Origin of the sequence: Geobacillus kaustophilus, from assembly GCF_000948285.1 — a bacterium.
GTDB lineage: Bacteria > Bacillota > Bacilli > Bacillales > Anoxybacillaceae > Geobacillus > Geobacillus thermoleovorans_A.
Window position 1 is genome coordinate 1495256 of sequence record NZ_JYBP01000003.1, and the last position, 12637, is coordinate 1507892.

Consider the following 12637-nt stretch of genomic DNA (forward strand, 5'->3'; position numbering starts at 1 on the left):
CCTCCTTAATGTTTATTTCACCGCTAACATTATTGCCAGGATCTCGTCAGTGCTTTCTCTTTTTTGTCACTAAATCACAAAATTTGGTGATGAACCATTTTTCAAAGCCTGTCCTAAAGCATCTTGTTCATATCGTGGATGCGATGATCACAAAGGGCTTTTCGGGAACGTTGACCGATCTTCATCACGGGAGCTTTCACCCCAATCATCGAACGACACTCAGCCATTTTTTCACGAAAAGCCCTTGGGAGGAAGAAACGCTGCTTCGCAAACTCCAGCAGTGGATCCTTCGTCGCGTCGAACGAAGCGCGAAACGAGAGAATCAACCCCTTTTTGTTTCGATTGACGATGCGATTTGCCAAAAAACGAAGCCCTCGCCACGGCAACAAACGCCATTCAAGGGTATGATTGGCACTATTCTCATACAGAGAAAAAGTCGATCGGGGGACATTCTCTTGTTTGGCTTATGGTTCATACTGCAACCCAAGCGTTTCCCTTTGCGTTCCGCCTCTACGACAAGGCGGTTGGGAAAAGCAAGGGGGAACTTGCGATCGAGATGCTTTCTTCGTTGGATGTACGCCGTCCCGTTTATGTGCTGATGGATTCGTGGTATCCATCGAAAGCGCTCGTGGAAGCTTGTCTGAAAAAAGGATTCCATGTCATCGCGATGCTCAAAACGAACCGCATTCTCTATCCGAACGGCATCGCCGTTCAAGCGAAGCAGTTGAGCCGCTCCATCGAACCAGACGACACTCGCCTCGTCACGGTGGGAGAAGAGCGTTATCGCGTCTATCGCTGCGAAGGAGCGCTCAACGGTCTCGATGATGCGGTGGTGCTGCTGGTTTGGAAAGCCGATCAACCGATGACACCCGAACATCTTCATTGCGTCTTGAGCACTGATCGGGAGTTAAGCGACGAAGACATCTTGCGCTGCTATGCCGAGCGTTGGTCGATCGAATGCTTTTTTCGACAAGCGAAAGATCAGCTGAAACTCGATGGATACCGCGTTCGCGGGCGTCGGACGGTGAAACGGTATTGGATCTTGGTGCAGCTGACTTACGTGTACAGTATGTTCGAGTCCAACTGTGATTTTTCGGATGGGCTCGATCTCCTGCGCAAGAGAAAAGGACATAGCCTCGTGGAGTTCATTTACAGCGCAGCAAAACAAAATATTCCTATTGACGCCGTGAAAACACAGCTCCACGTGGCATAAGGGGTACCCTGTTTGTCTCTTTTTACATGGTAATTATTGTTATAAAAATTGCTCAACTACAGACGCAAGTTAAATCGGCTCCCGATCCGTAAGTTTGCATTTTGATAATGATGAAGAGCACTTTTTTCATCCTTTTCTGATTTAGTAACAATCGCAGCAGCAGCCCCATCTCCAAATAAAGCCCTTACCTCATTAGAAGTTTTTGGCAATGTTGGACTTGGAGCATCTGAACTGATGATTAAGATGCGATTGTAGACTTGATTATGAATAAGATTAGCAGCCACAAATAAAGCTAATCCGAAACTATAGCACGTCGTATCAACATCAAAACACGGAATTCCTGAATCGCCCAAACCTAATTCTCGCTGAAATAAACTAGCTCCACACGGAATGGCCTGTAATGGAGAACCATTCGCACCAATTATACAATCAATCTGTTTCGGATCAATCCCACTATTTTTAATTGCCTGCTTAGCAGCTTTTATACCCAGTGTTAACGCATTTTCTCCATTTTCAAAATTCACATAATGTCTAGAATCAATACCTGTTGCCTTAACAATCCAACCGCTTGTAACATTCATTTGTTCTTCTAATTCTTCACTCTTTACTTTTAGTGACCCAACAGCTTTTCCCATTCCAGCAATCTTTACTTTAAACATTTTCATCCCCTCCACAAGTTCTTTCTCCGTTCAACCTAATTATAGCTCCACTTTTCCTCTCCTTCACCGCCAACATGGTGTCGGAACCCCGTCATTTTTTGGCGGAATACCGACACGAGATGGCGGACCTCCAAAAAAGAAAACGCCCTCACTGATCTGAAAATGATTCAAACAAGCGAACACGCAAAAAAGCAGCCCAGTCCGAGCAGGCTGCTTCATTGTTTATCTATTGATATCTCGCCGTCACCATTTTCTTTCTCGTGTAAAACTCGACGCCGTCGCGGCCGTTGGCGTGAAGGTCGCCGTAAAACGAGTTTTTGTAGCCTGAGAACGGGAAGAACGCCATGGGCGCCGGGACAGCGACGTTGACACCAAGCATGCCGGCATCGATTTCTTCACGGAACTGGCGGATCGCTTTGGCGCTGTCCGTGTAGATGCAGGCGCCGTTGGCGAATTCCGACCGGTTGGCGATCTCAATCGCTTCGTCCAAATCGCGGGCGCGGACGACCGACAAGACCGGAGCGAAAATTTCATCCGTCCAGATCGTCATGCCCGGCTTGACATGGTCGAAAATCGTCGGGCCGATAAAATAGCCTTTTCCGCTTGTCGCCGAGTCGCGGCGGCCGTCGCGGACAAGGAACGCCCCTTCTTTTTCGCCGATTTCAATATATTTGATCGTCCGTTCTTTATGCGCCTCGCGGATGACCGGGCCTAAAAAGACGCCTTGGTCAAGTCCGTTCCCGATTTGAATGCGGTCGGCAGCTTCTTTGAGCCGTTCGACCAACTCATCGGCGATATCACCGACGGCGACGACAACGGAGCATGCCATGCACCGCTCACCTGCCGAACCGAACGCGGCGTTGATGATGTTGGTCACCGCCATGTCGAGGTCGGCGTCCGGCATAACAATCGAATGGTTTTTCGCGCCGGCAAGCGCCTGCACCCGCTTGCCGTGGGCGGCGGCCGTTTTGTACACATACTCGGCAACCGGCTGCGAGCCGACGAACGAGACGGCTTTAATGTCTTTATGCTCCAGGATGCCGTTGACCACCTCGTGCGCTCCGTGCACGATATTGAGCACTCCCGGCGGCAGGCCGGCTTCCGTGAACAGTTCCGCTAAGCGGTTGGCGAGCATCGGCGTCCGCTCGGACGGCTTCAACACGAACGTATTGCCGCAGGCGATGGCAAGCGGGAACATCCAGCACGGCACCATCATCGGGAAGTTAAACGGCGTAATGCCGGCAACGACGCCGAGCGGATAGCGGTACATGCCCGATTCGATGTTCGTCGCGATATCCGGCAGCTGTTGGCCCATCATAAGCGTCGGGATGCCGGCGGCAAACTCAACGCATTCAATGCCGCGCTGCACTTCGCCGTACGCATCTTCGTACACTTTGCCGTTTTCCAATGTCACAAGGCGGGCAAGTTCTTCCCAATGCTCGACAAGCAGCTGCTGGCAGCGGAACAAAATGCGGGCACGGCGCGGAACCGGCACTTTGCGCCATTCGCGGAACGCTTCTTTCGCGGCCGCCACCGCCGCATCAAGCTCCTCGCGCGAGGAAAGCGGCACTTTCGCCAGCACTTCCCCCGTTGCCGGATTCGGCACGATTTCTTCTTTTCCAGATGTCGAAGCGACCCATTGGCCGCCAATAAAGTTTTTCAACGTTTTTGTTTCCGTGACAGAACTCATGAACGAAACCACCTTTCTAGAAAATCGAGTATAAGAGAGTGCCAAGGGCACGCCAGCGGGCGAATCGATGCAAACGCCCGCCGCATGCCTTATCGCCGACCGTGCACGATGCGTACTTCCCTACGCAGCGAATCGATCGCGCCAGCGGCTTGGGCATTGCCTTATCCGTGGCTAATGGGATTTGTGTCGTACTGATAGTCGTAACAATAATGGTACAATGCCACAATTTCCTCATGGGTCGGCACTTTCGGATTATTAGCTGGACTACCGCTCGCAAGCGCGTCAGCCGCCATTTTGTCAACCGCCTTGTCAAACGCCGTTTTGTCAATGCCCCACGTTTTCATATTCGGAATGCGCAAATCACGGCAAAGCTGCTTCACTTCCTCAACGAGTGCATCAGCCGCTTCCGTGTCGGAAACGTCTTGGAGCGGTGGCTTGATGATGCGGGCGATGACCGCCAATCGCTCGATGGCGCTGTCTTTTGTAAACTCAAGCACCCCAGGCAACAACATCGCATTCGATACACCGTGCGGCACGTGGAACAGCGCGCCGATCGGCCGCGACATGCCGTGCACGAGCGTCACCGAGGCGTTCGAGAACGCCATGCCGGCTTTCATGGCGGCAATCGCCATTTTTTCCCGCGCTTCGATGTCTTCGCCGTTTTCATACGCCCGGCGCAAATAGCCGATGATCGCTTCGATCGCTGAAAGCGCCAGCACATCGGTCACCGGATGGGCGCGCCTTGAAATGTACGCTTCGATCGCATGGCAGAGCGCATCCACACCCGTTGCGGCGGTCACCGACGGCGGGCATGAGACGGTGAGGAGCGGGTCGACGATCGCCACGGCCGGAAGCAGGGCCGGCTGGGAAATCATCATTTTGACGTCCGTCTTTGTATCGATAATGACCGTCACTTTCGTCACTTCCGAACCGGTGCCGGCCGTCGTCGGAACCGCAATGAGCGGCAGCGATTTTTGGGTGAACGTCTTGGCGTTGCCGACATAGTCGCTGATCGTCCCTTCATTAGCCATCATGACCGCTACCGCCTTGGCGGTGTCGATGCTGCTGCCGCCGCCGATCGCGACGATCACATCGCATTGTTCGCTCCGGCATACGTGAAGCGCCTCGCTGACGTGCACGTCCGTCGGCTCGGTGTCGACTCCCGTATACTTGGCAAACGGCAGCCCCGCTTCCTGCAAATATTGCTCACAGCGGGCGACATGACCGATGTTCTCCATCACCGGGTCGCTGATGATGAGCACCTTTGTCCCCAACGCCTTTGCCTGCCGGCCTACTTCACCAAGCGCTCCGCGCCCGTAAACAACCCGGCTTGGCACTAACAACTCGTACACAGTCTCTCCCCCTTCTTTAATAACGTTTTCAACATATTCTATATGCAAACTTTGTTCCAAAATAAGAAAAGCGCTGCTGTTGAGAATTTTCTGTCCTATAGAAATCACATCCCTACAATCCCCCGACATTATCTCTACACCACCCAACATTTTTCCGACACCATTTCCCGCCTGCAGTGAAAAGAAAAAACGGCGCGGCCGCCGTTGTTTACAATCCGTATTTTTTTAGCTTGTCATATAAAGTAGACCGGTGAATGCCTAGTCTCCTTGCCGCTTCCGCCTTATTGCCGTTGGCCGCGACGAGCGCCGCAGCGATTCGTTCCCGCTCAGACTGATGGACCATTTCCTTCCATTGGTCTGCGATTTTCGCTCTGTCACTCGGCAATGGAGCGGCCGCTGGCTGCACCGTAAACAAATAAGCCGGCAACTGTTCGCAGCCAATTTTCTCCCCTTCGGCCATGCTAATGAGCCACTCGACGACATTGACAAGCTCGCGGATGTTTCCCGGCCATGAATAGCTGATCAGCGCCTCCATCGCCTCTTTCATAAACGATTTCGGCACGACGCCAAACTGCCGGCAAAGGCGCTCCATATGATGCGCCAACAACGCCGGGATATCGGTTTTCCGCTCGCGCAACGGCGGGAGATGGATGCGGATAATATTCAGCCGGTAAAACAAATCTTCCCGGAACATTCCGTCCCGCACCATGTCCTCAAGCGGCTTGTTCGTCGCCGCAATGATGCGGACGTCCACCTCGGTCCCGGCCACCCCGCCGACTTTCTCCACTTTCTTTTCTTCAAGGACGCGCAAAATTTTCGCTTGCATGGAAAGAGGCATATCACCAATTTCGTCTAAAAATAGCGTCCCTCGATGGGCGAGCTGAAACTTGCCAGGCTTGCCTCCCTTTTTCGCTCCGGTGAACGCCCCGTCTTCATAGCCGAACAGCTCCGCTTCCAAAAGCGACTCAGGAATGGCGGCGCAGTTCACGCTGACGAACGGTCCATCCGCATGAGGTCCTGCTTCGTGGATCGCCCGCGCCACCACTTCTTTTCCTGTCCCGCTTTCACCGGTAATCAAGACCGTCGATGGCACGCGCGCCGCCCGACGGATCATCTGCTTCACAGCGGCGATCGCCGGGTGGCGGCCGATGATGCGCTCGATTCCTTTCGGGGCGGAGGCGATCTCCTCCTGCTTTTTCGCTCCCGTCTCTTGCTTCTCCTTCCGGCTCGCCTCGCGCGACAGCTCCTGCAGGCGCCGAAAAATTTCATACACTTCCGATACTCCTTGGAAAATAAGCATCCCGACTGCTCCGATCACGTTGCCGTCGCGCCAGATCGGAATGCGGTGCACGACCATCGGCTGGCCGTAAATTTTTTGGATATACCCGCGCTCTGGAATGCCGGATTGGACACAAATGTGCAGCCGTGTATTTTCAATGACTTCCGTAACATGCTTCCCGACCGCTTCTTCCCGGCAAATGCCGAGAAACTGGCAGTACGCCCGATTGATTTCCCGGATGATGCCTTTATGATCGACCACGGCAATTCCTTCATACGCTACATCCAACACGGTTTTCATCGTCTCGGCCATGCGTTCGGCTTCCTCTAACTCATCTCTTAGTCGTGCCAGCTCTACCTCTATGTTGTCCGCTTCCTCCTCGCCCTGATCATCCTTTTCTAATCCAGGGAACGCTTTCAAAAAATCATCCATAGCCATGGACAAATCCATCTTCTCCGCTACTGCCCGCAGCAGCATCCTCCATGTGCACCGCCCGACTAGTCGACCATGCTCATCGGTCACATCGACGGCAGCCATCCCATGCTCGGCCAACAGCTGGATCGCCTCGTGCAGCGCTTGGTTATGCCGGAGGATGGCCGGTGTATGGCGAACGGCGGCCATCGCCACCCCTCCCTGTTTTTTTGATCTTGTTTGTATCGTTCGCCGCCAGTGCGGAAAATCCTCCTTTTCTGTAACGGCGCCAAGCCACCTCGCTAGCCGAAGCCCGCCGCAACAGGGCGATGGAAAAGCTGCTATATCGGACGCCGCGACGGCCTCTTAATGCTATCATTTTCCTATCGCAACGGCTCTTATTCCTCCAGCACCCCCTGTAAAGCGACACGGAGACAGGCATCAGCCTGTCTCCGCGTTCGATTGCGCCAAAATCCCTTCAATTTCCCTAGCACGTCATCGCTGAGCGCAACGTCAACGGCTTTGACGTTTTCTTCGACTTGCTCCGGCCGGCTGGCGCCGATTAAGGCGCTGGCGACGTTTGGCTGGCGCAATATCTAGAAGACTAATTTTCCTATACATATAGTTCTTTCGCTTTCAAACGTACCTTCTCCCTCACATTGGGATTTACTAAATATCTTGGATAGTATCCCGATAATACATCGGCGACGTTCTGCGCTGTTTTCCGTTTTAACTCACTTTCGGATTCCTCTGAATACCATGCAACGTGCGGTGTAATAACCACATTTTCCATCTTAAGAAGAGGATTGTCGGGCTGGATTGGCTCATATTCCGTAACGTCAAGCCCTGCACCGGCGATCTTTCCGTCTTGCAAAGCCCGAATTAAAGCATATTCATCAATCACTGGGCCGCGCGCCGTATTGACAATGATGAGTTCCTTTTTCGCAAGATTAAACTGTTCGTCGCTGATCATCCCTTTTGTATCTTTAGTTAATGGAGCATGGACAGAAATATAGTCGGATTGTTTGAATAAATCGTTTAGCCCGACCAATTGAATATTTAACTGATTTGCCACTTCCCTTGGAATATATGGATCATAAGCTATCACATTTAAACCGAAAGACTGCGCCTTTTTAGCTAGCGCCTGGGGAATTCTCCCTAATCCTACAAGACCGAGCGTTCTCCCTCTTAACCGATAAATAGGTTTGCCTACATTAAAATTCCATATCCCATTTTTGACTTCGTTATTTAGCTTCACAATTTTACGGGCTAACGAAAGCAGCAAAGCAAGGGCGTGATCTGACACTTCATCTATTGAATAATCGGTTACGTTAGCAACAATAATCCCCTTTTGGGTAGCAGCGTCTACATCGACCGTATTGACACCTACTCCATACCGAGAAATGACTTTACATTTCTCTAGGCTAGCGATTACCTTTGCGGATATAGGAGCGTATTGGTTAATAATCGCGTCGGCATCCTTGCAGACGGCAATGACCTCGTCTTCTGTGCGACACTGTGCAGCCACAAAGTCAACGTTGAGCGATGAAAGCACCTCTTGCTCAGGCGTCAATGTTTGAAACTCATAGTCGGTAACCACTACTTTAAATCTTTCCATCATTTTATCCCTCCGTTGACCGCTAAATTGTAGAAGCAAAATACTCACCATTCCTACCATTCGGCAACTGAACCGTCTGTATGACGCCAAACAGGGTTTTTCCAGTTATGTCCTATTGATGCCATTTCTCTGACATAATCTTCATTAATCTCTATCCCTAATCCAGGTCCTTGAGGAATTTTGACGTACCCATTTTTATATTCAAATACAGAAGGGTCTACTAAATAATCGAGAAGATCGTTCCCTTGATTATAATGGATGCCAAGGCTTTGTTCTTGAATAAAAGCGTTATAACATACTGCATCAACTTGCAAAGAGGCCGCTAAGGCAATCGGGCCTAACGGGCAGTGCGGCGCTAGGGCAACATCGTAGGCTTCAGCCATCGTGGCGATTTTTCTTACTTCAGTAATTCCGCCAGCGTGGGAAAGGTCTGGCTGGATAATATCTACATATCCTTCCAATAAAACCGTTTTAAAATCCCAACGTGAAAACATTCGTTCTCCCGTTGCGATAGGAATATTGGAGTGCTTGGCAATTTCCCTTAACGCTTCATTATGCTCTGGCAATACAGGTTCTTCAATAAACATCGGATGATACGGTTCAAGCTCTTTCGCTAAAATTTTTGCCATCGGTTTATGGACGCGCCCGTGAAAGTCTATACCTATGCCAAACTCTTCACCTGCCACCTGCCGCACTGTAGCAATTCTCTCTATGGCCTCATCGATCTTTTTATGGGAATCAATATATTGAAACTCTTCAGTGGCATTCATTTTTACAGCTGTGAATCCCGCTTCCTTCGCTTTTTTAGCCGCCTCGGCGATATCGCTCGGACGGTCTCCCCCAATCCAACTGTAAACCCGGATGGAATCACGAACCGGACCGCCGAGCAATTGATGAACAGGCGCATTAAAATATTTCCCTTTTATATCCCAAAGCGCCTGATCAATTCCCGAGATGGCGCTCATTAAAATCGGTCCCCCACGGTAAAATCCTCCACGGTAAAGAACGGTCCAATGGTCCTCAATCTTTAGCGGATCTTTTCCTATTAGATATTCGCTTAACTCTTCGACCGCTGCTCTTACTGTATTAGCCCGTCCTTCGACAATCGGTTCGCCCCAACCGGCAATCCCTTCATCGGTGCTAATTTTTAAGAATAACCATCGCGGAGGGACGATAAAAGTCTCAAACTTCGTAATCCTCACCTTGGTCTTCACCCTTCTTAACCGCTGCATTTTCTATTTTTTTCACAAACTCTCTTGCCGTTTCTCTAACAACATCGAAACGCCCTTCCTCAATTGCCTGCTTGTCTAACAGCGCACTCCCTACTCCTACCGCTACCGCGCCGTTTTGTATAAACTCCGCTACATTGTCGAGGCAAATACCTCCTGTTGGCATCAGCGGAATATGGCCTAACGGTCCGCTTAGCTCTCTAAAATATCTAGGCCCTAGGGAACTGGCAGGAAATACCTTTAAGAGGTCGGCACCTGCTTGATACGCCTTTACAATTTCAGTTGGCGTCATTACACCAGGAATCGAAATTTTTCCATACCGATTCGTTAAATAAACCGTTTCCTTATCAAAAATTGGCGAAAAGATGAAATCCGAACCGGCTTCAATGGCCCTTTTCGCTGTTTCCGGATCAAGAACTGTCCCCGCACCAACTATGATCCTTGTTTGAAATTTTTCCTTCAGCTCGGCAATGATCTCAAAACTGCCAGGGGTATCCACCGTCACCTCGAGGGCTTCGACCCCGCTGTCTACTAGGGCCTCTGCAATCTGAAAAATTTGTGACCGTTTTGGTTTTCTAATGACCGCGACCAACTTGGACTTTTTTAGTCGATTCAGATTGAGGATCTTATCCATGACATCTCCTCCTTACCGCTTCACATCTCTATGGTATGTGGCGCCCTTCATAAATTCTTCCAACTCCTCCTTGCTTGGCAGCCCTTCGACATCCCCGTTTGCTCCTACAACGATAGCCCCTACGGCATTTCCACGTTTCACCGCATCAGGAATCGGCTCATTTCTCAAAAGTCCGCTAATGATCCCGGCAGCAAATCCATCGCCAGCCCCTACCGGGTCTACCACCTGCGGCACATGGAATCCTTTTACATAACCGTTCTCGTTTCCAAACTGATAGTACGACCCTCTCTCCCCCAGCTTGATGACGACCAGCTTTTCTTTTCCAAGGAAACTAGCTATCTCTTCAGGAGTTTTTCGTCCAGACAGCAATTCTCCCTCATCGAGCCCCGGCAAAATAATATCCGCCTCCGCAGCAATTTCCAGCAATACGGAGCGCGCCTCCTCTATCTTCCATAGCTTCAGTCGAATATTGGGATCAAAAACAACTTTCACCTTATGTTTTTTGGCTATTTCAATAGCCTTAAAAACCGTTTCCCGGCATGACAAGCTAAGAGCGGGGGTAATCCCTGTGATATGAAGAAATTTCGCACAAGCAATATAATCCTCATCTAAATCGTCTGGAGACAATAAACTGGCTGCCGAGTTTTTACGGTAATAATAGACCCTTATATTTGTAGACGAGTATTTCTCTTTAAAAAAAATGCCTGTTGGTGCTTCATTCGTATAAATGCATCGGGAAGTATCGACTCCCTCACCTCTAACAAATTTATGGATATACCTTCCGAATGGGTCATTTCCTAATTTGCTGAACCAGCCTACGGAGTGACCTAGCCTTTGTAATCCAATCGCAACGTTAGATTCTGCTCCCCCAACCTGTTTATAAAAACGGCTGCTATATTCAAGTGGCGTCATCAGTTCTGGAGTAAGTAAGACCATTGTCTCGCCGAATGTTACAACATCAAGTTCCTTCACATCGAGTCCCTCCGCGCAATCCCTTTCATCAGTAAAGAGGAAAAGTCAAGACCATATCTAATAAAATTAGCAATATTAAGAACTTTATTTACATAACTTTCTTAAAATGTCGGCCCTATTCTCCAAATTCCAAAATCGTTTTGTTTTAAAATTTCGGATTTTGTTAATTTTCCTGAGGCAGTGAGAAGCAATTCATCAAAAATTCTTCTCCCTACCGACTCGAGCGATTCCTTTCCTTCGATGATTGTTCCGGCATTCACATCCATGTTTTCTCTCATTTTTTCAAACATCGGGGTATTCGTCGCGATTTTGATTACGGGAGCGATCGGTGAACCAGTCGGTGTGCCGCGCCCGCTTGTAAACAAAACAACTTGCGCCCCGCCGGCAACCATTCCTGTTAGCTGCTCAATGTCGTGTCCCGGAGTATCCATCCAAACGAGCCCTTTTTTGGTTGGCCGCTCGGCGTAATCGATTAGTTCTTGCAAAGGTCTCGTACCAGCTTTAGCAGCTGCCCCGAGTGATTTTTCCTCAAGTGTAGTGAGTCCCCCTTTTCGATTTCCGGGACTCGGATTTCCGGTGCGAATATCCACTCCCATCATAATGGCTCGTTTCTCCATCGCCTCAATAACTTCATATACTCTTTTCGCTACCCGATCATTCACCGCTCGATTGGCTAAAAGATGTTCTGCACCAATGAGTTCTGTTGTCTCGGCTAACATTACCGTTCCCCCTCGGTCAACGATCATATCGCTTACATAACCGACCGCCGGGTTGGCTGAAAGCCCCGAACACGCATCCGATCCCCCACACTCTGTTCCTACGATCAGTTCACTGATATCAAACGGCTCGCGCACTAGGGCAGAAGCGTCTTGCACCATTTTTGTGGCAATTCTCGCTGCCTCGGCAATCGCGCCAAGTGTTCCGCCATGATCTTGAATCGACACTAGCTCAACCGGTTTACCGCTTTTAGCAATTTCCTGGGCCACACTTCTCCCTTGGTGGGTTTCACAGCCAAGCCCCATCACCACTACACCGTATACATTCGGATTCGTTCCCATACCGACGTATGTGCGAAATGTTTGTTCATAATCAATCCCCACTTGGGCGCATCCGTGTTGATGAATGAAAGACACCGTACCGTGAACAAGCTCTGTTACCTGTCTCGCCGCTTGGGTAGCACATACAATAGTAGGCAAAATAAGCACATGGTTTCGAACCCCCACCCGGCCGTCGGGACGTCTATACCCCCAAAATTGAGCGGTTTCCATTTTCCTTGTCTCCCCTTCCTCTTTTCCCCTCGACATTATGGATATGCACATACTCTCCTTCGGCAATATCGCTAGAGGCAACCCCAATAACCTCTCCGTATTTCAAGATATCCTCGCCTTTTTTGATCGGAACAACCGCAAACTTATGTCCAAACTCGATATTTTGCCTAACTTTGATCTCGTACTCTTTATGTTGGCAGGCTATTTTAATTACACTCCCGGCAGGAATATTATCCAAAGCAGTGGCAACATTATCTTTCGGATTTAGCATCAAGAAACGGTAAGAAGGCATCGTATCGCTCCTTCCCTTCT

Annotated in this window: 10 protein-coding genes and 2 pseudogenes; 1 reads left to right on the plus strand and 11 read right to left on the minus strand. The window is 50.0% G+C overall.

Annotated features, from left to right (window positions below; genetic code table 11):
* The first annotated feature begins 89 nt into the window (after window positions 1-89).
* Window positions 90-1213: pseudogene (locus tag LG52_RS07850) on the plus strand (IS701 family transposase).
* Window positions 1214-1269: 56 nt separating this feature from the next.
* Here the strand turns inward: LG52_RS07850 and LG52_RS07855 are convergent.
* The 11 genes and pseudogenes from LG52_RS07855 to LG52_RS07905 form a co-directional block, all read right to left on the minus strand.
* Complete coding sequence (locus LG52_RS07855; RefSeq protein WP_197074541.1) at window positions 1270-1872, minus strand: hypothetical protein; 603 nt, start codon at window positions 1870-1872, stop codon at window positions 1270-1272.
* A gap of 226 nt (window positions 1873-2098) precedes the next feature.
* Complete coding sequence (locus LG52_RS07860; RefSeq protein WP_044731503.1) at window positions 2099-3562, minus strand: CoA-acylating methylmalonate-semialdehyde dehydrogenase; 1464 nt, start codon at window positions 3560-3562, stop codon at window positions 2099-2101.
* Window positions 3563-3723: 161 nt separating this feature from the next.
* Entirely contained in the window at window positions 3724-4914 is a 1191-nt protein-coding gene (locus LG52_RS07865; RefSeq protein WP_044731504.1) for an iron-containing alcohol dehydrogenase, read from the minus strand.
* A gap of 208 nt (window positions 4915-5122) precedes the next feature.
* Window positions 5123-6814: a sigma-54-dependent Fis family transcriptional regulator gene (locus LG52_RS07870; protein ID WP_044731505.1), complete on the minus strand. Its 1692-nt coding sequence runs from the start codon at window positions 6812-6814 to the stop codon at window positions 5123-5125.
* Between the two features lie 188 nt (window positions 6815-7002).
* A pseudogene (locus LG52_RS20985) lies at window positions 7003-7200 on the minus strand (aldo/keto reductase); the annotation flags it as partial.
* A gap of 17 nt (window positions 7201-7217) precedes the next feature.
* Entirely contained in the window at window positions 7218-8222 is a 1005-nt protein-coding gene (locus LG52_RS07880) for a C-terminal binding protein (protein WP_044733151.1), read from the minus strand.
* 53 nt (window positions 8223-8275) lie between these two features.
* Window positions 8276-9424, minus strand: coding sequence for a galactonate dehydratase (dgoD, locus tag LG52_RS07885; protein WP_044731507.1), 1149 nt, complete (start codon window positions 9422-9424; stop codon window positions 8276-8278).
* Window positions 9405-10085, minus strand: coding sequence for a bifunctional 4-hydroxy-2-oxoglutarate aldolase/2-dehydro-3-deoxy-phosphogluconate aldolase (locus LG52_RS07890; RefSeq protein ID WP_044731508.1), 681 nt, complete (start codon window positions 10083-10085; stop codon window positions 9405-9407). The genes dgoD and LG52_RS07890 overlap by 20 nt, the downstream gene beginning before the upstream one ends.
* Window positions 10086-10097: 12 nt before the next feature.
* A complete protein-coding gene (locus LG52_RS07895; protein ID WP_044731509.1) occupies window positions 10098-11057 on the minus strand; it encodes a sugar kinase in 960 nt (319 codons plus the stop codon).
* Window positions 11058-11158: 101 nt separating this feature from the next.
* The gene (locus tag LG52_RS07900) at window positions 11159-12325 is read right to left on the minus strand and encodes a UxaA family hydrolase (RefSeq protein WP_044731510.1); all 1167 of its coding nucleotides are present in this window, start codon (window positions 12323-12325) and stop codon (window positions 11159-11161) included.
* Complete coding sequence (locus tag LG52_RS07905; protein WP_044731511.1) at window positions 12297-12617, minus strand: UxaA family hydrolase; 321 nt, start codon at window positions 12615-12617, stop codon at window positions 12297-12299. Before LG52_RS07905 ends, LG52_RS07900 begins: the two co-directional genes overlap by 29 nt.
* Window positions 12618-12637: the final 20 nt, after the last annotated feature.

What these genes read in the sequence shown, in the direction of transcription:
- LG52_RS07855 (WP_197074541.1), bottom strand. Translation starts at nt 1,872, where the DNA reads ATGTTTAAAGTAAAGATTGCTGGAATGGGAAAAGCTGTTGGGTCACTA.
- LG52_RS07860 (WP_044731503.1), bottom strand. Translation starts at nt 3,562, where the DNA reads ATGAGTTCTGTCACGGAAACAAAAACGTTGAAAAACTTTATTGGCGGC.
- LG52_RS07870 (WP_044731505.1), bottom strand. Translation starts at nt 6,814, where the DNA reads ATGGCCGCCGTTCGCCATACACCGGCCATCCTCCGGCATAACCAAGCG.
- LG52_RS07880 (WP_044733151.1), bottom strand. Translation starts at nt 8,222, where the DNA reads ATGGAAAGATTTAAAGTAGTGGTTACCGACTATGAGTTTCAAACATTG.
- LG52_RS07890 (WP_044731508.1), bottom strand. Translation starts at nt 10,085, where the DNA reads ATGGATAAGATCCTCAATCTGAATCGACTAAAAAAGTCCAAGTTGGTC.
- LG52_RS07900 (WP_044731510.1), bottom strand. Translation starts at nt 12,325, where the DNA reads ATGGAAACCGCTCAATTTTGGGGGTATAGACGTCCCGACGGCCGGGTG.
- LG52_RS07905 (WP_044731511.1), bottom strand. Translation starts at nt 12,617, where the DNA reads ATGCCTTCTTACCGTTTCTTGATGCTAAATCCGAAAGATAATGTTGCC.